The following is a 22,996-nucleotide window of genomic DNA, read 5'->3' on the forward strand; positions in this document are numbered from 1 at the left end:
CCGCGGCCCCGACCGTGTCGACGAGCGGCCGTGACGCGCCGTGCCGGTCGGTCACGACGAGGAGGGCCGGCAGGTCCCGCCCCACCTGCGCCTCAGGAGCCGACGAGGCCGAGCTGCGGGCTCGACGGCTCGGCCCGGCCCCGGCGCGGGATGCGGCCCGCGAGATGGGCGAGCCGTCCGGCCGCGACGGCGTGGCGCATGGCCCCGGCCATCCGCACCGGGTCGTCGGCCTTGGCCACCGCCGTGTTGATGAGGCAGGCCGCCGCCCCGAGCTCCATGGCGATCACCGCATCGGAGGCGGTGCCGATGCCGGCATCGACGATGACGGGCACTTTGGCCCGGCGGCAGATCAGTTCGATGTTCGCCGGGTTCGCGATGCCCATGCCGGAACCGATCAGCGAGCCCATCGGCATCACGGCGGCGCAGCCGAGATCGGCCAGCCGCTCGCAGATCACCGGATCGTCGTTGCAGTAGGGCAGAACCGTGAAGCCGTCGTCGATGAGGTGGCGGCAGGCCTCCATCAGCTCGGTCACGTCCGGGTAGAGCGTCTCGCGGTCGCCGATCACCTCCACCTTGATCCAGGTCGTGCCCAGAGCCTCGCGGGCGAGTTCGGCGGTCATGATCGCGTCGCGCGCCGTCTCGCAGCCCGCGGTGTTGGGCAGGAAGCGGGCGCCTTTCAGCTTCTGGAACGTGTCCGAGCCGTGGCCCTGGAGAGAGACCCGGCGGATCGAGGCGGTGACGACCTCCGAGCCCGAGGCCCGCACCGCCTGCGCCATGATCTCCTGGCTGGGATAGCCCGCCGTGCCGATGAAGAGCCGCGAGCCGAGCCGCACGCCCGCGATCTCGAGGGGGTCGTCGCCGGTCCCGGCCACGGGGGGCGCGAGGGTGGTGTCGTGGTGGTTCATGGTCAGCCTCCCTGCATGGCGCGGACGATCTCGATGCGGTCGCCCTCGCGGATCGGCGTCTCGCCCCAGGCGGCCCGGCGCACCACGCGCCCGTTCACCGCGATGGCGATGCCCTCGGGACTTTCGATGCCCCGCTCCTCGGCCTCCGCCGCGAACAGGGCGGCGAGGTCCGCCGCCTCCCGCTCGCAGGTCTCTCCGTTGACGCTCACTCTCACGCCACAGCCCTCCCCTCGTCCCTCGTCCCGAACCGCGCCCGGGTGAAGCCGCGGGCGAAGGCCGGAAGGGCGCCAGCGTCGAGCAGGTCCGTGACGGCGTCGGCGGTCGCGGGAGCCAGCAGATAGCCGTTGCGGTGGTGGCCCGTCGCCACGAGCAGGCCGGGCGCGGCCTCCTCGATGATCGGCGCGTCGTCGTCCGAAGTCGGCCGGAAGCCACTCCAGACCGCCTCGACCTCCATCTCCTCGATGCCCGGCAGAACCCGGCGCGCGCCCTCCAGCAGCGCGAACAGCCCGCCCGCGGTGACGCCAACCTTGAAGCCGCAATCCTCCACGGTTGCGCCGACGATGAGACCGCCGTCGCTTTTGGGCGCCATGTGCACCTCCGCGGTCCAGACCATGCCGGAGAGGGTGCCGGTGCGCCGGGTCGTGCGGAGGGCCAAAGACTGCCCCTTGATCGGCCGCACCGGAAGGGCGAGGCCGTCAGGCAGCAGCCCGGGCTCGCCACTCCAGGCCCCGGCCGCGAGGATCACGGCCTCGGCGCCGACACGCACGCCCCCGGCCCACACGCCGACGACCCGGCCGCCCGCCCGGTCGAGGGCGTCGACGCCCGTCGCCTCGACGATGCTCACCCCGGCCACCTCGCAGGCCCGCAGCAGCGCCGCCATGACGAGGCGCGGATCGACCTGCGCGTCGAGGGGGCAGTGGATGCCCGCCGTCACGTTGGGGCGCAGCAGCGGCTCGCGGGCGCGGACCTGCGGACCCGACAGCCACGCGGCGGCGACGCCCGAGCGCCGCTGGAGATCGTAGCGGAAGCGGAGGCGCTCGACCTCGTCGCGGCCGACCGCCAGCACCACCGCACCGTCCTCGCGGTAATCGATGGGGAGGCCGGAGGCCGCCTGGAGCGCATCGCGGAAAGCCGGCCAGCGCCGCAGCGATTCGAGCGCCAGCGGCAGGAGAAGGTCCGAGCCCGGCTCGTGCTCGGCGGCGGGCGCGAGCATCCCGGTCGCCGCGAGACTCGCTCCGCTTCCGACCCGGCCGCGCTCGATCACCAGCACCGCGCGGCCCGCCTGCGCCAACCGCCACGCGATCGACAGGCCGATCAGGCCGCCGCCGACCACGACGACGTCGGCCCGTTCCGGAAGCGCGGCGGCGTGCGGGCCCACCGCGAGGCCGCGGCGCCGCTCGAACGGGGACGTCAGCAGGTCGGACATCGGTGCGCCTTTCCGCGGGTCGCCCGCAGGAACTGCACCTTCTGCTTCGCGGAGGAAGCGGGCCGGTCCTTGCGGCAGCCCTGGAGGTCCAATCCCTACGCCGGTATGAGCCGGATCAGGTTCAAAGGATTTCCGCGCGGCCGGATGACGGCGATAGCGGTGTCTCAGCCCCTTGTCGGGGATCTCCCTGGAACAAGCCCGATGTGGCGCCGGCAACGGCGCGGGTCAATCCCCCCGTGATCCCGCCCCCCGTGATCCCGCCCCCCCGTGATCCCGCCCCCCCGTGATCCCGCCGTCTGCGATCCCGACACACCACGCGCCCGGCTCACGCCGCCCTCGCGCGCAAGCGCCGAACCCAAACGGCGTGACGGTCTCCCGCTCCCCCACCCCATTCACCCCGCGGGTTGATCGCCCCGAGGTTCATGGCCATGTGGCGCACGACCGCCAGGTTCTGCGGGCCCGCTCCGGTCCGCCGGCGTACGAGATCGTCGTGGAAGACGACGTCGAGCACCCAGTGCAGGCGGTTCTCGATCTGCCCATGCCTGCGCAGGGCGGCCGCGAAGATCTTGGCGTCGAGCTTGGCCGACGAGAGTTGGCCGAAGAGAGATAGTAGCGCCGCTCGTGCCCGGTCCTGCCGTCGCGCTCGACCTGCGTCTCGACCAGGCCGATCATCGCCAGAGGGGGCATGTGCGGCTCGTCGGGATAACGACGAGCCGAGGTCATCCAGGTGACGTCGTGGCACACGCTGGCGCGGCGACGTTCGAGACGACCATGGTCGTTGTCGAGGGTCTCGTCGGTGTCGGCGATCGACGCGCCCGGATCGGCGAAGAAGCACACGACGTCGTCGTGGGTGACGGGACGGTTGGCCTTGAGCGCCAGCAGAGTGTCGCCGCCCTTGGCCACGACGGTCTAGGCGATGGCGGCCTGCGCGCCCCTCGCATCGAGGGTGACGAGGGCGCCCCTGAGTTCGAGCCGCTCCAGGAGATGGGGGATGGCGGTGATCTCGTTGCTCTTGTCGGCGACCGCCTCCTGGCCGAGCACGAGGCGCTGACGGGCGGCCCAGGCCGAGACGGTGTGCAGGGCGGCGCGCCCCGCGGACTTGGCGTGGCAGCGCCGGGAGGTCTTGCCGTCGATGGCAATGCGATCGGGCTCGACCTCGCGCAGGCTCTCGACCCAGGCCGTGAAGCAGGCCTTGAAGAGGTCGGCGTCGAGCGCGTTGACGACATCGTTGAGGGTGTCGTGGGCCAGCAGACCGCGCTCATAGGGCAGGAAGCGGCGCAGGAAGTCGAGGCGCTGCTCGCCCCAGTGCCGGATCTCGACGAAGTCGTCCATGCCACACTGCGTGGCGCACAGCACCAGCAGCAGGATCTCGGGCAGCGGGTAGACCACGCGCCAACTCTGGCGCGGATCGGTCAGGGCCGAGAAGTGGTCGAGGATCGACAGCGAGGACGGCATCGGCGGCTCACCAGAGGCAAGCCACCGCGTGAATCACAAAAGGCCCATCCCGAGAACCAACGCCTCCTCACGCTGAAGCGATTGCCTTGGGCGAGAGGCCGGAGGCGCTTGCCGAAGCTCCGCGCCCCGGCTACTCGTGGGGACGGTTCTGCCAACCGCTTCCCGAACAGGGCGCAAGCTGTTGAAACATAACCGAAAGGGCCTGTAGCTCAATGGTTAGAGCCGACCGCTCATAACGGTCTGGTTGCAGGTTCGAGTCCTGCCGGGCCCACCATGCGTTTCGCAAACGCTTGTGGCAGCTCAACAATTTCCGATAGATCCCGCACCGGGTCGATTGGTGCGGGATTACCACGCGCCTGTCGGGCCAGCTTTGCCCGATTTGCCGTGCGGGTGTAGATCGCGCTTTCCCGGCTCCCATCGGCCCATCCGAACAGAGCGTTGAGCGGCGCCTCGGTGGCTCCATCCTCAGCCGCGCGGCGTGCTTCAGCCTTCCGCAGGCCGTGCGCCGAGCCCGGCACGCCAGCGGCGCGGCAGGCTTTCTTGAACCCGTTGCCGAACGACTCCTTGCCGAAGGGCGTCCCGCGCACAGTCGACAGGACGGTGGGCTCCCCGACTGGTGAGGCCGACAACGTTCGGGCGCGCTGCGGCAGGATCGGCGCCACGACGACGATGCCGGTCTTCTCGGTGCGAATCGTGAACTCGCCAGAGCGCTCATGCGGACGACCGATTCGCACCACATCCCCGCGGCGCAGCCCGGTGAAGAGCAGCAGATCGAGGGCCAGGCGCTCCCGAGTCCCGACCGGCCAACGCGCTTCGAACCGAGCCACCTCATCGTCAGTCCAGGCGTGAACCCCTCCTTCTCGCGACCGGTGCCGAGGAGCTTGATGCCGCTCGTAGGATCCAGTTGCACATGCCCGGAGCGGACGGCCCATCGGAAAAGGCCGGTGATGACGGCCAATCTCTGGCAAGCTTCGGCCAGAGTAGCCCAAGGGATCATGAGGGGTTCCTTACAGGCCCCCTGATGTAAGTGAGGGAGCCGTCATACGTGCAGGGGTGGATAAGCAGGTTGTGAAATGGACAGCGTCTTCCCTCGGGGGTATGCATCGATTAGGCCGCATGACGCAGGGGTAGCGAATGGCGTTTGATAAAATTTGGGAAGATTACATTGCGATAAATAGCCAAGACGAACCTGTTTTTGATGTCTTACCGCGCGTTAGAGATATTGAGGAAAGGGAGAACTGGACGGTAGACCTGACTGGCTGGAAATCAGGCTTCAGCATTCCGGAATTGATGGAGATGGACACTTCCCCGCTCCCGATCGCGGAAGACCGTGAAGGCTACTATGGACCCCGCAACTATGAGTATTGGCTTTCAGGCCTCGTAGAAGCTCACAAGACGTTGGCTCTCGCGAATGCTTTCGGGGTTCCGAGGCGTCGGTTCGTGGAACTCGGAGCTGCGTCAGGTCGGGTCGTCCGGCACTTCGCGTATCTCAAAGCCTTCGAGGAGCACTGGGCCTTCGACCTCAATTGGCGTCACGTGTGCTGGGTGAACCGCTACCTCCCGAAAAATGTGCTGGGGGTTCAGAATAGCTCCATTCCCACGTTGCCGTTGGAGGACAACTCGGTAGACGTTTACCAAGCCCAGTCGGTCTTCACTCACATCGAGGTCTTCGAGCTTCAGTGGCTGGCAGAGCTTCGCCGCACGCTTCGTCCAGGGGGCATTGCGATCGTCACGGCGACGACAAGCAACGATCTTGAGCTTATGACCCCTCAGTGGCCCGGCTACGGGCCTTTCACAGGGCACCCTCGGTGGAACGATAATATCCTGAAGGAGCTGAAGGAGCGTGGCAAGATCGTCCTTAGGTATGATGGGGAGCGCTCCTACTCATCGAATGTGCTCACCCACATCGATTACATTAAGGATGTGTGGGGGCGCATGTTTGAGGTAAGCGTTCGTCCAAGGCTCAAGGACGACACGCAAACTGTCCTTACTCTACGCAAGCGGTGACGTGAGGGAGAGGGTGGGCATAAGACACCCACCCTCCATACCTTCTCAGAGCCTGTTTGATTAGGTTTGGCATCTTTCGGTGCGGTGATAGGCCCGCATCAGGCGGCGACAGTTTGCAATATTGATGGCATCGTCTGCCGCCATCGGGCTTTGCTCCAGGTTTCGGGTGAGGCGGCGGTAGCGATTGGACTGCGTGCCGAACGTTCCTTCGATGCGCCAGCGCAGCGAGAGGGGTTTGAACCCCTTGGCGTCACGCTCGCGGGTCGTGACTTGGACATCGAGATCATGCCGCTCGGCGGCTGCCCGCATCCGCGGTCCGATATAAATGCCGTCGACCTTGATCCGCTCCAGATGCCAGCCATCCTGCGCCGCCCGGTCGAGCCGCATCCCAGCCGCCTGCGCGTCGTGCACGTTGGCGGCCGTGACGAGGCTGGCCAGCACGAAGCCCAGCGAGCAGGTCAGCATGTGACGCTTGATGCCGCGCACCTTCTTGCCGCCGTCCGTGCCGCGCGGACCCGCCTGCGAACCGCACGCCACGCTCTGCGAGTCGAGAATGCCCGTGGACGGCTCAGGAGCACGTCCGCGCTTCTGCCGCACGGCGCGCGTCAGCAACGCGGCCAGGTCGGACCATAACCCATCAGCGCGGAAGCGGTCGTGCCACGTGCGCACCGTCTCCCAAGGCCCGAAGGCCGTCGGCAGCTAACGCCAGGGGCAGTGGTCCGCCGTCAGCGGATCCTAGCCCGACAGAAGCGGGGCGATCGTTGCCCACTGCTCGTCCGTCAAGTCGCTCGGGTAGCGCCGCCCCTCGTCCCGGTAAATTTCCCGATCCGTCTCCGTCCACATCGGCCTCTCCTTCCAAGGCCAACGCACCACGACACAAACCGGTCAAACAGGCTCTCAGACCGATGTCCCCCCCAAACTCACCCGATTGCCCTGGGGCGCCGCGAATGGAGGCCATCGGGCGATCGGGCTTGATCCGGCGCGCGGATCAAGACACCCGCCCGAAATCGCGATAACCCTGTCAGGGCCATCCGATCAGGAGACGATGCCATGGCCGCGCCGGACTACGTCTACGATCTTCTTGCCTCGGAAACCTTCGCGCGCTGGAACGGATTCGCCCCGGTCGGGTCGGCCGTCACCATCACCTACGGATTCCCACCGGCGCAGCCCGCAACGTCTCCCGGTTACGGCAACTTCACGCCCTTCACGCCGGTCGAGATCGCCGCGACGCGAGCGGCGCTCGCTTACATCAGCTCGCTGACGAAGATTACCTTCGTCGAGACGAACACGACCAGCGCGCAACTCCAGTTCGGCAATGCGGATCTGACGCCGTTCGGCTCCGGCGTCGGCGGACGGGCGACGTATTCCTATAGCAGTTCCGGCATCACGAATGCCGTCGTCGTTCTCTCAAACACCGGATCGTCGAGTCTCACCAGCAGCAACTTCGTGCCCGGAGACATCAGCGCCAACGACATTGGCGGGCAGGGCTGGCACACACTGCTGCACGAAATCGGCCATGCCCTCGGCCTCAAGCACCCGTTCGAGACCAACATCGCCGGGGATCCGAATTCGGTTCTTCCGACAAATCAGGACCATTTCGTCAACACGCTGATGTCCTACACGGCATTCGAACCGTCGAAAGTTGCGGTCGTCAGCGGAAATGCCAGCAGCTACTCCTATTCCTCCGCCGATCTCGCGCCGCAGACCTACGGACTCTTCGATATTGCCGCCCTGCAATATCTGTATGGGGTACAGACGGCACCAGGAAACAAAATCTACACCCTGGCACCAACGAGCCCGATATTCGAGACGATCTTCGACCGCGGACCGAACAGCACGATCGATCTCTCGGCTTTCTCGCAGGGATGCACGATCGACATGAATCCCGGGGCGGTCAATGCGCTGCCGATCCAGCAATCGCTGCCGTTCGGGATCACCCTGCCGGACCAGTACAACGGCACGGCCGCCCTCACGATCGCCTATGGCAGCCTCATCGGCCAATGCATCGGCGGATCGGGCGGCGATCGGATCTCCGGCAACGCCGCGGCCAACCTTCTGGACGGCGGTGCGGGCGCGGACATTCTGACAGGCCGTGGCGGCGACGACACCTACATCGTCGACAACCTGGGCGACCAGGTCGTGGAGGCGTTCGGGGGCGGCGCCGATACGGTGCGCAGCAGCGTCAGCTATACCCTGTCCGCCAACGTCGAGACCCTGGTGCTGACCGGCAGTGCCAGCCTCAGCGCCACCGGGAACGGTTCGGCCAACGCGCTCACGGGCAATGCTGCGGCCAACCGCCTCGACGGCGGCGGAGGGGCCGACACGCTGAGCGGCGGAAGCGGGAACGACACCTACCTCGTCGACAAGCCCGGCGACCGGGTGATCGAGGCGACCGGCGGCGGTTGGGACTCGGTCGCCGCGGGTGTGAGCTACACCCTCGCGGCTGGCCAGGAGATCGAGGAGTTGCGCATCCTCCTGTCGGCCGGCGACCGGGCGATCAACCTGACTGGAAACACCTTCGCCCAGGCGGTGATCGGCAATGACAGCGCCAACCTGCTCAACGGCGGCTGGGGCAAGGACGTGCTGACCGGCCGGGGCGGGGCCGACACCTTCGTCTTCAACAGCGCCTTGGGGGCGAGCAACGTCGACCGCATCACCGACTTCACCAGCGTCGACACGATCCGCCTGTCGGACGACATCTTCACGGCGCTGGCGCCGGGCCCGCTCGCTGCGAGCGCGTTCAAGAACATCACCACCGGCACGGTCGATGCGAGCGACCGCATCCTGTACAAGCAATCGACCGGCGAACTGTTCTACGACGCCGACGGTTTGGGCAGCGGCCTGAAGGTGAAGATCGCGGTCCTCGACAACAAGGCGGCACTCACGGCCGACGACGTCTTCGTCGTGTAAAGCGCAGCGCTCCCCGAGCCGGCCTCACCGCGGAGGATGGGGCCGAGCCCTCCCGGCCCCGGAGGCCGCGCGGGGCAGTCATCGATCGCGCCGGATCAGGGTGAGGCGCGCGCCCGTGGATGGGTTCGAGGAAGAAAGCATTCACTTACGATTTGGACGCAGTGTCCAGGGCGCGCGTGTCCGCGGCTAGGATTGTCCTGTGTCCCTCGTCAGTCTCCGTCTCTTGAACGACACCTATCAGATCGGTGATGGTGTGACGTCCGACGCCGTCGTGACCGGCACCGGGCGCGCCAACAGCACGGTGACCCTCCTCGAGGGAGACACCGTTCTTGCCGAGATCCCGACGGATGAGGCCGGGAATTTCACCTATGCGCCCACCCTCGCGGACGGCGCCCACGCCCTTACGGTCCGGCAGCAGGTCGGCGACACCGTCGAGACCGCCCAACTCACCCTGCAGCTCGACACCGTCGCGCCGACCCTGACGTTCTTTCGCATGAACGACGGCGCCAATGCCGATCTGCCGACGGATGTTGAGACCGGGTTGACGCTCATCAATGCGCAGGTTCTGCAGGGCGATCTGTTTCTCAATGCATGCAGCCTCGGCGTCGAGACGGCCGGCGGGGTCTCTTTGAAAGGCGTCGTCAGCTTCTCCAGCGATGCCTTCGCGATCGATCAGACGGTTTTCAGCGCCGCCCCGATCGTCAGGCCCTTCCCGAACAATCCCGTCGGCGACGGGGTCATGACGTCGGCCATCCGGGCCGGGTCCCCGACCCATGCCTTGTTCCGCCAGTATGTCCCCGATGGCATCTACACGGTTCACGTGAACGTCTCGGACCTGGCCGGGAACACAGCCCAAGAATTGACGCGCTCCGTCGTCGTCGACCTCCGGGCGGACGCTGGCGACGCGGCGACCCTGACGTTCAGCGGAAGCGAATCGCGGATCGTCACGAAGCTCACCGCGAACGAGGTGGCCTTCACGGTGTCGGGGCTCGACGCGGATGCGAGCGCCGTCGCGCAGTTCAGCGATGGCGTTCACACGCGCTCCGTCGCCATCGGCGCGGATGGGCGCTTCACCGTCGATCTGTCGAGCTTCACCGGGCCTGTCTCGAGCAGCCTCGCCATCACCGACATTCACATGAACACGGCCCTCGCGGCCGGCGACACCCTGACGGCTTTGGTCGGCACGGGGGACGCGGCGGACGACACCCTCACGGGCGCCGTCGGCGGCAACGATGAGCTCATCGGCGGCCTCGGCAATGACAGCTATTTCGTTCATGCCAGCACCACGATGGTGCGGGAGAGCGACGCCGAGGGCTACGACGTCGTCTACAGCGATGCCCTGCAGTTCCAGCTCACCGACCATGTCGAGGCCTTGGTGCTCACCGGCGATGCCGTCCAAGGGACCGGGAACGGCCGTGACAACACCCTGATCGGCACCAGCGGCAACAACATCCTGGATGGCCGGGCCGGCGCGGATCTCATGATTGGTGGCTCCGGGTCCGACACCTATTTCGTCGATCATACGGGCGACCTCGTCGATGAGAGCAACGACGCCACCGGCATCGACACTGTGTCCAGCTCGGTCTCGTTCGCGCTCGGCACAAACCTCGAAAACCTGACATTGACCGGCGTCACCGATCTCGATGGCACCGGCAACGCTCTGGCCAACAAGATCAACGGCAATGCGGGCGCGAACCTGCTGCGCGGATTGAGCGGCAACGACGTGCTCTCGGGCAACGCCGGTTCGGATACGCTCTACGGCGAGGACGGCGCGGACACGCTCAATGGCGGCGCGGACAGCGATGCGCTCTACGGTGGCGCCGAGAACGACCGTCTCGACGGGGGCAGCGGGGCCGACACGCTGACCGGCGGGGACGGCAACGACACCTACCTCGTCGACCAATCCGGCGACCGGGTGATCGAGGCGGCGGGCGGTGGCCGGGACGCGGTCGCCACGGGGGCGAGCTACACCCTGACCGCCGGCCAGGAGATCGAGGAGCTGCGGATTCTCCAGTCGGCCGGCGACCGGGCGATCAACCTGATCGGCAACGCGCACAGCCAGACGCTCATCGGCAATGACGGCGCCAACATCCTCAACGGGGTTTTGGGCAACGACGTGCTGACCGGCCGGGGCGGGGCCGACACCTTCGTCTTCGCCAACGCGCTGGGCTGGGCCAACGTCGACCGCATCACCGATTTCGCTTCCGAGGACACGATCCGGCTGTCGAAGAGCCTCTTCACCGCGCTCACGACAGGCGAGTTGGAGCCGGCCACGTTCAAGAACATCACCACCGGCACGGCGGATGCGGATGACCGCATCCTCTACAAGCAGTCGACCGGCGAACTGTTCTACGACGCCGACGGTGCGGGCGCCGGACTGAAGGTGAAGGTCGCGGTGCTCGACAACAAGGCCGTGCTGACGGCAGCTGACTTCCTCATCGTGTGAGGGAGACAAAAAGAGCCCCGCGCCGGCGGTCGCCGGGCGGGGCTGTTCGTTGGTCCGATCCCGCCCGGTGTAGAACCGGGAGGGCTGGGTTTGTTCGCCGAACGGCGCCGTCGGAGGGTGGCCGCGGCCACCTCCGACGGCGCGCCTCACACGATGACGAAGTCCGAGGCCATGAGCGCAGCCTTGTTCTCGATCTCGGCAAACTTCACCATCGCGCCGCCGCCTTCGCCGTCCGCATCGTAGAACAGCTCCCCGGTCGACTGCTTGTAGAGGATGCGGTCATCCGCATCCGCCGTGCCGGTGGTGATGTTCTTGAAGCTGTTCGGGTCGAGATCGCCCGTCGTGAGCGCCGTGAAGATGCTCTTCGACAGCCGGATCGTGTCCTCGGAAGCGAAATCGGTGATGCGGTCGACGTTGTTGGTGCCGAGTGCGTTGGCGAAGACGAAGGTGTCGGCCCCACCCCGGCCGGTCAGCACGTCGTTGCCCCAGGCGCCATTCAGCACGTTGGCGCCGTTATTGCCGATCACCGTCTGGGCCAGCGCATTGCCGGTCAGGTTGATCGCCCGGTCGCCGGCCGACTGGAGAACCCGCAGTTCCTCGATCTCCTGGCCGGCGGTGAGGGTGTAGTTGACCGATGTCGCGACCGCGTCCCGGCCGCCGCCCATCGCCTCGAACACTTGGTCGCCGGCATTGTCGACGAGGTAGGTGTCGTTGCCGGCATCACCATAGAGGGCATCGCTGCCGCCGCCGCCGTCGAGGCGATTGTTGCCGGCATCGCCGACGATCTTGTTGGCGAACTCGTTGCCGGTGAGGGTGAGGGTGGTCTGAGCGGCCTTGTCGATCGCACGCAGTTCCTCGATCTCCTGGCCGGTGGCCAGGGTGTAGGACACGGACGTGTTCACCACGTCCCGGCCGCGGCCGACCGCCTCGAACACCTGGTCGCCCGCCCGATCGACGACGTAGGTGTCGTTGCCGGCCTCGCCGTAGAGGGTGTCGTTGCCGCCGCGGCCGTCGAGCAGGTTGGCGCCGGCATTGCCGACGATCTTGTTGGCGAACTCGTTGCCGGTCAGGTCGATGGCGGTCTGAGCCGCCTTGTCGATCGCGCGCAGTTCCTCGATCTCCTGGCCGGCGGCTAGCGTGAAGGACACGGCGGCGTTCACCACGTCCCGGCCGCGGTTGACCGCCTCGAACACCAGGTCGCCGCCCTGATCGACGAAGTAGGTGTCGTTGCCGGCCTCACCGTAAAGGGCATCGTTGCCGCCGCGGCCGTCGAGCACGTTGGCCCCCGCATTGCCGACGATCTTGTTGGCGAACTCGTTGCCGGTCAGGTCGATGGCGGTCTGGGCCGTCTTGTCGATCGTGCGCAGTTCCTCGATCTCCTGGCCTGCGGCCAGGGCGTAGGACACGGCGGCGTTCACCACATCCCGGCCCCGGGCGACCGCCTCGAAGACGAGGTCGGCGGCCTCGTCGACGAAGTAGATGTCGCCGCCGGCCTGGCCGTAGAGGGCGTCGATGCCGCTGCCGCCGTCGAGTTCGTCGCTGCCGCTGCCGCCGAACAACGTGTCGTTGCCGGCCAAGCCGTTGACCTTGTCGTCGCCGGCCGCACCGTCCAGACGATCGTTGCCGCTGGTCCCGGTGTAGGTCGCCGACACGGCGTCTCTCAGGTCGATGTTGACGATGAGATTGCCGGTGCCGCCGCCGTCATGGCTGAACCCGATCGCGCCACCAGCGCTGTCATCCGACAGCGTGTAGGTCAACGCGGCGAGTTGGGCGGCCGAGAGCGACGCCCCGACGCTGATGATCTGTCCATTGAGACGGACGCTGCCATCCGCCGGAACAGTCTCGAGGACATAGGTGATCGGTCCGTCCTGATCCGACAACGGATCGATGCCGAGGGGCGCTTCGAAGGACCCTTGCTCGATCGCGTTCGAGTCCTGCACGGCCGCACCGGTCGGCACGTCATCCCCGTCCGTGACCTCGACGACGAACGACTGCGTGGTCTCGTTCACGCCGTCGGAGACGACGACGGTCACGGTCACGGAGGTCTCCGTCTCGTAATCGAGCGAGACATTGTCCTTGAGGGCCAGGAAAGCCTGACCGCTTCCGACCGTCCGGACCTCGAAGCGATCCGCCTGCGCTCCCGTCACCGTGTAGGTCAGCGGCGCAGCCTCGGGGTCACTCGCCGTCAATTCGCCGACGATGGCCCCCTCGATGTTCTCGCCCACCGTCGCGTTGTCGAGGACGGGCGTCGACGGCGCCTCGTTCACGTCGGTGAGGGTCAGCGTGTAGGTCTTGCTGTCGTCGGGCGTGCCGCCGACGGTGGTGTCGTCGACCGTGACCGAGACCGCGTAGGAGGCCTTGGTCTCGTAGTCGAGGTTGGTGCCGGCCTTGAGGTAGAGCTTACCGCCGTCGATCTCGAACAGGCTGGCATCGGTGCCCGCGAGGGCCAGGGTCTCGCTGCCGAGGGCGTCGTCGCTGACCGTCAGCGTGGCGACCTCGATGCGGGACGTGGTGCTGGTGTTCTCCGCCAGGCTGGTCACCGTCGGCGTCAGCGTCAGGCTCGGCGCCTCGTTCACGTCGGTGACGGTCAGCGTGTAGGACTTGCTGTCCTCGGGCGTGCTGCCGAGGGTGGTGTCGTCGACCGTGACCGTGACCGCGTAGGAAGTCTTGGTCTCGTAGTCGAGGCTAGTGCCGGCCTTGAGATAGAGCTTGCCGCCGTCGATCTCGAACCGGCCGGCATCGGCGCCCGACAGGGCCACGGTCTCGCTGCCGAGGGCGTCGTCGCTGACCGTCAGCGTGGCGACCTCGATGCGGGACGTGGTGCTGGTGTTCTCCGCCAGGCTGGTCACCGTCGGCGTCAGCGTCAGGCTCGGCGCCTCGTTCACATCGAGGATGCCGACCGTGACCGCCTGGGTGACGGATCCGCCGGTGGTATCGGCCACCTTCACGAGGAAGTTTGCCGAACCGGCACTCTCGAAGTCCGTCGCGCCCGACAGCGCGATGGTGGCCGAGTTTCCGTTCGCATTCGCCGTGATCGTGAACGGTCCGACATAAGGGCTGCCGTCCGCGTTCACGAGGCTGAAGCTCAGGACATCGCCCGCCGCCAGGTTGGGATCGCTCACGCTGACGGACGCCACCAAGGTGCCGTTGGCCGCGTTCTCCGACACGGCGAGGGTCGAGGCGTTGCCGTCCTCGTTCACGCCCGCTTCCGTCACCGAGGTGATCACGGGAGCCGCGGTGACGAGGGAGGCCGGATCGGCCGCCACCGCGGCCGATGCACCGAACTTGAAGAACTCGACGTTCCGGACGAAGTCGACATCGCCGCTCGCCCGGTCGGTCACCAAGAAGGTGCTGCCCGCGCGGGTGATCGTGTAGTCCCCGTAGGAACCGTCGTAGACCGCGACGTCGCCGGTGCCGCCACCGCCGTCGATGGTGTCGTTGCCGCGACCGCCCTTCAGCGTGTCGTTTCCATCGGCGCCGGAGAGGGCGTTGTCACCGGAATTGCCGGTGATCGTGTTGGCGAGGCTGTTGCCGGTCACGTCGACCGAAGCGCCGAGGCCCGTCGCGTAGTCCGCAAGGGTGACGTTCGCGACCGCCTTCGTATGACCCGCCGTGCCCCCCACGAAGGCGGACCCGGACAGGGACAGGTTGAGATCGTCCGATCCTGCGAGCGCCCGGATGGTCAGGTTCTCGTCGTAGAGCGTGACGTCGGTCGCACCGTTCGTGCGGACCACGACCGTGTCGTTGTCGGTGATCGTGTCACGGCGGATCGGCGTCCCGGTTCCGACGGTCAACCCGGTCGTCTGGTAGGCCGTCAGCACGCCGAGCGAGCTGGCGAGCAGCGCGTCCGCGTTCACGTTCGACGCCGAGGTCGGTGTCAGGCGAAGCTGCCCCGTCCCGTCTTCGAGGACGTAGGCGTAGGTCTGGCCGTCTCCGGACAGGTTGGCGTCGATGAAGTCCCGGATGTCGGCGAGCGTGACGATGCCCGACCCGTCCGTGCCGTTGTTGGTCCGCACGAACAGAGGCGCCGGCAACCCGTCGTCGAAGGTGTTGCCGCTGACGACGCCGGGCAGCGACGGGCTGAAAGGTGCGTAGCCGGCGACGTTGCCGCCCATCAGGTAGATGCCGCTCTGCGTCCCCGTCGCGGCCGTCCCGAAGAAGACGTTGTCGGTGATGACCTCGTCGGTACCGCCGTCGCCGGCCCCGTTGAGGATCCAGACCGGCGAGCCGATCCGGTTGCCGTCGAGGGTGTAGCTGCCGATGTCGGGGCCGTTGATCTCGATGGCGTAGGCGGCCTTGCCGGTGGCGAAGACGCTGTTCGTGATCGTCACGCCATCGGCGAAGACGCCGATCAGCGACTTGGTGTCGTTGCCGTTGTTCTGCGACACGAGGTTCGGCGGCTCGTCGAAACCGAGGCCGTTGACGGTCAGGCCCGTCGCGGAGGCACTCACGCGGATCGTGTCGGCATTGCCGGCACCGAACAGGCTGCGGATGGTCGCCGCCACCCCGGTCGCATCGGTGATGGAGGCCCCGTTCGCGTCGACGCCCTGAAGGGTCAGGCCGGCATCGTCGATCTGCACACCAGCGCGGTTGATGTCGGTGCCGTGCCCGTCCTCGTCGTAGGTGCCGGGGGCGATCAGGATGGTCTCGCCGCCGGTCGCGGCATCGAGCGCGGCCTGGACGGACTGGAAGCCGCCTCCGGCCAGCTTATCGACGAGAATGTAGGTCGTCCCGCCGATCGTCACCTTCTCGACGTTGGTGAGGGTGTCGACCGCGCCGTCCGAGGTGACGGTCCACTTGCCCGCGACGATCGAGAGCGTGGCGCCGGCCGCGTAGCCGAGCGCCGCGTCGATGCCGGCACCGCCGTCGATCGAGTCGGACCCCGCGCCGCCGGTGATCCGGTCGTCGCCGGCGCCGGCATCGATGGTGTCGTTGCCGGCACCGCCGTCGATCGTGTCCGCTCCCCCGACCGTGTTGTAGGTCGGCGCTGTCCTCCCGGGACCATCACCCGTGATGTAGTCCGCCCCGGTCGAGCCGGTGATCGTGTCGCCGGCGCGGCCGCCCAGGACGAGGATCGGCTGACCGGTGCTCGATGCGTTCTCCGAGGCGGTCAGATCGACCGTGATCGGCGTGACGATGTTCTGGAAGTTGAAGTCGGTGTCGACATCCCGGAAGTCATTGTTCTGAATACCAGTAAAGGTGGCATTCGTCGTGTCCGTCGGAATGGCACCTGAAATGCCCGAACCGGCGACTGCGAAGATATTGCCCGAAATCGTGGTGCCGAGCGTGCCGTTCGCGTCGTCGTATCCGTCGAGGTTGATCGAGGAACGCACGTAGGTGAAGGTGTTGCCGGTGATGTCGAGGTCGGCGGTCGAACCGTCGGACCAGATGCCGGTGGCCCAGGACGCCGGGATGGCCGGCTGATTGTTCGACGTCGCGCCGTACTTCCCGGGCGACGAGCCGGTGAAGAGGTTGTCGTCGATCGTGACGCGCCCCGTCGCGCGCGTGTCCATCATGATCGCACGGGCCCCAGAGCCGTTCCCGCCGTCGCCTCCGCCGAAGGTGCTGAAGAACAGCGAGTTCGTAACGGTGAACGAGCCCGAGCCTTTGAAGTCGAGCGCCGGGTTGCTGGCGCCGCCGGCGCCGAGGGTGCCGGCATTCACGCGGAACTCGAGGCCGTCGAGCACCACGGCCTTGGAGCCGGAGACCGTCACCTTGCCGATGATCGAAGACTCGGTGCCGCGCCCTCCCGGGCCGGTTCCGGCCGCGCCGCCGACGCCGTCGTTGGCGCCGAGGATCGTGATCGCCTTGTCGGCGATGTTGACGTTTCCGGTATAGCTGCCGGACGCCACTTGGATCGTGTCGCCGTCTTGCGCGTCATCGACCGCGTCCTGGAGCGAGGTGTAACCACCATTGCCGACGAGCAGGACGTTGCCGTCCTGGAACTTGAGCGACTCGACGCCGATGAGGGTGTCGGTGCCGTCCGCACCGGTCACCGTGTAGGAGTTCGCCACGGCACCCGCCGTGACGGTGTAGTCCGCGGCGTTGCCGCTGAACACGGCCGTGTCCGTGCCGGCGCCGCCGACGAGGGTGTCGTTGCCGAGGCCGCCCGTGAGCGTGTCGCTGCCGGCGCCGCCATTGATGTAGTCGGCCCCCGCCGTCCCGGCATGCGCCTCGCCGGCCTCGGTGCCGAGCGTGACGGTCTTGAACGCGTTGCCGCGTTGCGTGCCGCTGATGTCGCGGACATCGAAGGTCACGCCGTCCTGGGCCACGAAGGTGACGCCCTCGTCGTCGTATCGGCTGAGATCGCCACCGAGCACGTCGTTGCCGTCTTCCGCCTGCATCCGCACGGCCAGGCCGCCATCCTGCGGGAACGTCGAGGAGCCGTCCGTCGCAACGCCGTTGCCGACCTGGTTCGAGGTGAAGGTCAGGCGCACTTCCGTCGGCGTGGTGGCCGAGACTTCGACCCGGTCGGAGCCCGCGCCGAGATTGACGGTGTCCACCCCATCGGTGGTCACATTGACCCGGGCGGTGTCGTTGCCGCCGCCGCCGAACAGCTCATCGTTGCCGGTGCCGCCGATCAGGGTGTCGTCGCCGAGACCGGCGTCGATGGTGTCGTTGCCGGCGCCGCCATCGAGAACGTCGTCACGGATCTGCGCTGCGTTCTCGGTGAAGAAGCGATCCCTGACGTCGGTGCCGGTGACGGTCTGGCCCTCGCCATCCGCCCCGAAGAGGAAGATGCCGACCCGGCCTTCCGGGGGCAGGATGTTGGCGCCGAAATACGCACCGACATCGTCGGTCGCGTCCAGCACGCCGTAGCCGACGGTGGAGCCCACCGAGGGGCCGAAATCGTTACCCTCGATGCGCGTCCCGTCCGCCCAATCGTCGCCGACGAAGTGGTTGCCGTTGTCGCGGAAGGTGTTGCCGGTGACGGTGAAGCCGGTGGTCGGGTTGAAGTACCCACCCTGGTCCCAGCCGGTCACCAGATTGTCCGAGATGACGAGCCCGGTCACGTTGCCGCCGGACGGCGTCACGAAGCCGTAGGGCTGCGAGCCGTTGCCCTGGATGATCGAGTTGGTGATCGTGACGTCGTCGGCCGACACGTAGAGGCCGGAGTCTACGCCGCCATTGCTGGCGCCGCCCACGATCTTGACGCCGTCGATGACGACGCCTTCGGCGGAGATGAAGAGCCCCCCCGTCAGGACGGATTCCGACGCCTCTCGGCCCTCCGCAGCACCGTCGGTGCCGCGGTTCGCGCCGAGGATGGTCAGCGACTTGTCGATCGTGACGCTGCCGCTGTCGGCCAGAGCGCCGCTGCCGAGTAGGATCGTATCGCCGGCACTCGCCGCATCGATCGCGGCCTGGAGCGTCGCGTAGCCGCCGGCGCCGACGAGCAGGATCTTGCCCGTGCCGCTGCCCTGGACGATCTCGACGCCGGACAGGGTATCCGTGCCTTCGGCCCCACTTTCGACCCGCCAGCCGGGCTGCTCACCAGCGGTGCTGGCATCCGTATCAGCGACGAAGGTGACGTTCGCAGCCGTGATGGCGCCGCTGTAGACGGCGGTGTCGTTGCCGCCGCCACCGATCAGCTCATCGTTGCCGGTGCCGCCGATCAGGGTGTCGTCGCCGAGACCGGCGTCGATGGTGTCGTTGCCGGCGCCGCCATCGAGAACGTCGTCACGGATCTGCGCTGCGTTCTCGGTGAAGAAGCGATCCCTGACGTCGGTGCCGGTGACAGTCTGGCCCTCGCCATCCGCCCCGAAGAGGAAGACGCCGACCCGGCCTTCCGGGGGCAGGATGTTGGCGCCGAAATACGCACCGACATCGTCGGTCGCGTCCAGCACGCCGTAGCCGACGGTGGAGCCCACCGAGGGGCCGAAATCGTTACCCTCGATGCGCGTCCCGTCCGCCCAATCGTCGCCGACGAAGTGGTTGCCGTTGTCGCGGAAGGTGTTGCCGGTGACGGTGAAGCCGGTGGTCGGGTTGAAGTACCCGCCCTGGTCCCAGCCGGTCACCAGATTGTCCGAGATGACGAGCCCGGTCACGTTGCCGCCGGACGGCGTCACGAAGCCGTAGGGCTGCGAGCCGTTGCCCTGGATGATCGAGTTGGTGATCGTGACGTCGTCGGCCGACACGTAGAGGCCGGAGTCTACGCCGCCATTGCTGGCGCCGCCCACGATCTTGACGCCGTCGATGACGACGCCTTCGGCGGAGATGAAGAGCCCCCCCGTCAGGACGGATTCCGACGCCTCTCGGCCCTCCGCAGCACCGTCGGTGCCGCGGTTCGCGCCGAGGATGGTCAGCGACTTGTCGACCGTGACGCTGCCGCTGTCGGCCAGAGCGCCGCTGCCGAGCAGGATCGTATCGCCGGCACTCGCCGCATCGATCGCGGCCTGGAGCGTCGCGTAGCCGCCGGCGCCGACGAGCAGGATCTTGCCCGTGCCGCTGCCCTGGACGATCTCGACGCCGGACAGGGTATCCGTGCCTTCGGCCCCACTTTCGACCCGCCAGCCGGGTTGAGCCCCGGCGGTGCTGGCATCCGTATCGGCGACGAAGGTGACGTTTGCAGCCGTGATGGCGCCGTCGTAGTCGGCCGTATCGATGCCGGCCCCGCCCTTGAGCTGATCGTTGCCGCTGCCGCCGTTCAACCTATCGTCGCCGTTGCCGCCGCTGATGCTGTCGTTGCCGCCGAGCCCGTTGAAGACGATGCCGCCGGTGGCCGCCGGATTGGTGGTGACGGTGTCGGCATCGCCCGAGAGCGTGACGGTGAGCTCCGCCTGCGAGCGGTTGTCGTAGCTCGCGACGTTCGCACCCGTGATCGTCACCCCGTCGACCGTGACCTCGGTCGGGCCCGCATTGGTCTTGCCCGGCTCGCCGATCCGGATTCCGGTGGAGGTTCCGGAGATCGTGCCGTCGGAGATCGTCACGCCGTCGAGCGTGGCGGCGTTGGACCCGCCATAGGTGCTGCCGTCGTCCCGCGCCTTCACGATGATGGCGCCACCGCCGACATGCGAAGTCGACCCGTTGCCGACGCTCGTGCCCACATCCGTGAAGCTGAAATCGGTGATGCTGACGTTGGAATAGGCCTCGAACTTCAGATTGATGTCGATGCCCGCGCCGAAGACACCGACCTGCTCCGCAACGTCGAAGGCCCGCCCGCGGCCGAACTGGCCGACATCGGTCATGACGAGGCCGGTCAGGGTCGCCTGATCGAGCTGCTCGAAATAGAGGCCCTTGCTGAGCAGCTTTTCAAAGGTCACGTCGGTGATGGAGATCCCGGAGAACGCGCCGCTGTCATCGGCCGAAGCGGTGATGGTCGCGCCCTCGTAGCCGTCCGAGACGGTTCCACCGGTCCAGGCGAAGTCGGTGACGGCGGCCGAGCCCGCCTTGTTCACGCCCGTCACGACGCCGTCCATGTCGACGTTGACGAGGCGGACGCCGTCGCTGGTGCCGAGATTGACCGCGGTCTGGTAGCTCGAGAGCGTGACCCCGCGGATCGTGACGTCGTCGGCCGTGATGGTCAGGCCGGTCGCCGCGGCGCCGCCCACATAGCCCGTGGCGGACTTGAGATAGTCGGCAACGCTGTCGGACGCCGCCAGCCCGTTGGCGGACTTCAAGGTCCCCTGCAGGACGACCGCGCCTTCGGTGCCGCTCAGGGATTCCAGGGTCACGCCCTCGGTGGCGACGGAGAAGCTGCCCGCATAGACGCCGTCGGCGAGTTTGATGATGTCGCCCTTGACGGCGGCGGTGAGGGCGGCGCTGAGTTCGGCCGCGTTCGTGACGAGCCGGACATTGCCGTCGGCGAAGGCCAGCGTCTCGACGCCCGTGACGGTGCTCGTGCCGTTCGGACCCGTGACGACGGCTTCGCCCGGGGTGGCCCCCGCCGCGATGGTGTAGCTGCCCCGCGCCCCGGTGAAGGTCGCACTGTCGTTGCCCGCGCCACCCACGAGGGTATCGTTGCCGCCGCCGCCGACCAGGGTGTCGTTGCCGTCGTTGCCGACCAGGCGATTGTCCCCCGCCGTGCCGGTCAGCATGTCGCTCCCCGCGCCGCCGACCGCGTTCTCGACGGCGTTCAGGGTTGCGGTGAAGGCACCGGTCGCCCGGCCAGCCGCGAGATCGATCGAAACCGACGTGGTCGCCGTTGCCGCGTTGAAGGTATCGGAGCCGCCGCGTCCGTCGATCGTGTCGTTGCCGGCCGTGGCGAAGAACACGTTGTCCTTGGCATCGCCGTAGAGGCCATCCTTGCCGCTGCTGCCGCGCAGGTTCTCGATGTTCAGGAGCGTGTCGTTGCCGGTCTGGCTGGAGAAGGACACGCCGGTGCCGAGGTCGACCAACCCGCCGCCGGCGCCCGCCGCCGTCAGGTCGTAGGTATCGATCCCCGCGCCGCCGTCGATGGTGTCGTCTCCGGCCGAGGCGAAGATCGTGTCGTTGCCGGGCCCGTAGGTGAGGGTGTTGTTCGCGACGGTGCTCGACGCATTGTCCGTGACAATACCGCCGGCCTTCGACATGTCGAACGTGTTGTTGGAGGCCGTCATGTCAGGCCCGCGCATGCGCAGGGACGAGGCCCGATCGAGATCGCCCGCCCCTTGATTGGTGCCGGTGAAGGTATTTCCGGTCGCGGTATTGCCATTCCCGTCGATCGTGACGAGGACGTTCCCACGCCAGTGCCCATCCTCATCCAGACCGCCGGCGGTGGCGGTGATGCTGTTGTTCGTGAAATCGATGTCGGTCTTGTTGCTGTTTCCGAAATAGATCAGCCCCCGCGGCACGTTCGGCACGGTGAACTGGCTGCTACCGAATGTTCCGAAATGCGGGATCGGCGCAGAGGCGTCGAACGTCGTCCCCGAGAAGACGTTCTGATCGATCACGACGTTGCTGATGGCGGCGGCGTACTCGCTGGTCAGGGCTCCGTCGCCCTTGGCGACGACTTCGTTGCCACGGAGGGTCAGGCCATCATGGCTTCCGGTGAGATAGAGTGCAGCGCGCTCGATGTTGGCCGGGCCGTCGAAACCGACGATCGTGAAGCCCTGGCCAACCCCGCCGATCGTGACGTTGTTCACGCCCGCCGCGATCTCGATCGTGCCCTGTCCGCCGCCGGCAGCGGAGCCGGTGATCGTCGTCTCGCCCCGGCCGCCCTCGGAGAGCAGGGTCACCGACTTCGTGATGGTCAAATTTTCTTGGTAATTGCCGGGACCGACCACGATGGTGTCGCCGGGATTTGCCGCCGCCAACGCCTCGGAAATCGTCGTATACGCGCCACCATTCCCCTGCCGGACGTTGATGATCGCCATAGTTTCCCCCTACGCATTAATCTCGCAGTCGGCGGAGGCAAAAGGAGGCCGTCCGCACAGGACTGCGCGGTGAAAAAACTCAGGAATGGAGGATAAGCAGCCCGCCCCTCCGCCGACGTCGGTTAACCGATCGTTAAGGCACCGGAACATTTCCGATTTTGGACGTTTCTGTCAATGCGCTGTCCGCGCGGATACAGTTAAGATGCCCATGAATTGACGACAACTATCATATGACGCGCATCCTCGTCTGAAGAGATCGTAGCGCCAACGCTCATCAAATCCGAGCATCTGTCGTCGTTTTTCGAGCTTTCTTTCAGTGTCCGCAGCGACATTCCGACGACTTCCGAACGGACCGCGGCGGCGCAACTGATGCGCGACCGGAAATATATTTATTAATAATCCGTAAACGGGGCGCGGGGCGCGGCGGACCTCACGCTTCCGGTGGGCTGCCGCCGTCTGACTGCTTTTCGGTCACGATCTGTTCGTTTTTTGAGCGGTCGGTCACAACCGCGCCATTCTTTCTCGGCTGCAAAATTTTTTTATGCAAAATCAGCTC

8 protein-coding genes, 1 tRNA gene, 2 pseudogenes and 1 riboswitch are annotated in these 22,996 nt (G+C 67.0%); of the genes and pseudogenes, 4 read left to right on the forward strand and 7 right to left on the reverse strand.

The window, feature by feature from the left end; all coding sequences use genetic code 11:
* Window positions 1-92: 92 nt before the first annotated feature.
* The 4 genes and pseudogenes from LW587_RS08770 to LW587_RS08785 form a co-directional block, all read right to left on the reverse strand.
* On the reverse strand, window positions 93-905 hold the full coding sequence (locus tag LW587_RS08770; RefSeq protein WP_232629212.1) for a thiazole synthase: 813 nt from the start codon (window positions 903-905) through the stop codon (window positions 93-95).
* A gap of 2 nt (window positions 906-907) precedes the next feature.
* The gene (gene thiS, locus LW587_RS08775) at window positions 908-1,120 is read right to left on the reverse strand and encodes a sulfur carrier protein ThiS (protein ID WP_232629213.1); all 213 of its coding nucleotides are present in this window, start codon (window positions 1,118-1,120) and stop codon (window positions 908-910) included.
* A complete protein-coding gene (gene thiO, locus LW587_RS08780; protein ID WP_232629214.1) occupies window positions 1,117-2,331 on the reverse strand; it encodes a glycine oxidase ThiO in 1,215 nt (404 codons plus the stop codon). Before thiO ends, thiS begins: the two co-directional genes overlap by 4 nt.
* Before the next feature lie 74 nt (window positions 2,332-2,405).
* A riboswitch (TPP riboswitch) is annotated at window positions 2,406-2,529 on the reverse strand.
* A 217-nt stretch (window positions 2,530-2,746) separates the two neighbouring features.
* Window positions 2,747-3,786, reverse strand: a pseudogene (locus tag LW587_RS08785) (ISAs1 family transposase); the annotation flags it as partial.
* A gap of 198 nt (window positions 3,787-3,984) precedes the next feature.
* Between LW587_RS08785 and LW587_RS08790 the strand changes: the two are divergent.
* Window positions 3,985-4,060: transfer RNA gene (locus LW587_RS08790), tRNA-Ile, on the forward strand.
* Here LW587_RS08790 and LW587_RS24135 read toward each other — a convergent pair.
* On the reverse strand, window positions 4,017-4,718 hold the full coding sequence (locus tag LW587_RS24135) for a tyrosine-type recombinase/integrase (RefSeq protein WP_332839828.1): 702 nt from the start codon (window positions 4,716-4,718) through the stop codon (window positions 4,017-4,019). The genes LW587_RS08790 and LW587_RS24135 overlap by 44 nt on opposite strands.
* A gap of 202 nt (window positions 4,719-4,920) precedes the next feature.
* On the opposite strand from LW587_RS24135, the gene LW587_RS08795 reads away from it, so the two are divergent.
* Window positions 4,921-5,793 (forward strand): class I SAM-dependent methyltransferase, encoded by an 873-nt coding sequence (locus tag LW587_RS08795; protein WP_232629215.1) that lies wholly within the window; start codon window positions 4,921-4,923, stop codon window positions 5,791-5,793.
* 60 nt (window positions 5,794-5,853) lie between these two features.
* On the opposite strand, the pseudogene LW587_RS08800 reads toward LW587_RS08795, so the two are convergent.
* Window positions 5,854-6,636: pseudogene (locus LW587_RS08800) on the reverse strand (IS5 family transposase).
* 207 nt (window positions 6,637-6,843) lie between these two features.
* Here LW587_RS08800 and LW587_RS08805 point away from each other — a divergent pair.
* Together LW587_RS08805 and LW587_RS08810 are read left to right on the forward strand one after the other, a co-directional pair.
* Window positions 6,844-8,703: a M10 family metallopeptidase gene (locus tag LW587_RS08805; protein ID WP_232629216.1), complete on the forward strand. Its 1,860-nt coding sequence runs from the start codon at window positions 6,844-6,846 to the stop codon at window positions 8,701-8,703.
* A gap of 199 nt (window positions 8,704-8,902) precedes the next feature.
* Complete coding sequence (locus tag LW587_RS08810) at window positions 8,903-11,149, forward strand: hypothetical protein (RefSeq protein ID WP_232629217.1); 2,247 nt, start codon at window positions 8,903-8,905, stop codon at window positions 11,147-11,149.
* Window positions 11,150-11,295: 146 nt separating this feature from the next.
* Here the strand turns inward: LW587_RS08810 and LW587_RS24035 are convergent, their stop codons facing one another.
* Complete coding sequence (locus tag LW587_RS24035) at window positions 11,296-22,440, reverse strand: hypothetical protein (RefSeq protein ID WP_269780315.1); 11,145 nt, start codon at window positions 22,438-22,440, stop codon at window positions 11,296-11,298.
* Between the last annotated feature and the right edge of the window lie 556 nt (window positions 22,441-22,996).

It is taken from the genome of Methylobacterium sp. Leaf118 (assembly GCF_920984675.1).
GTDB lineage: Bacteria > Pseudomonadota > Alphaproteobacteria > Rhizobiales > Beijerinckiaceae > Methylobacterium.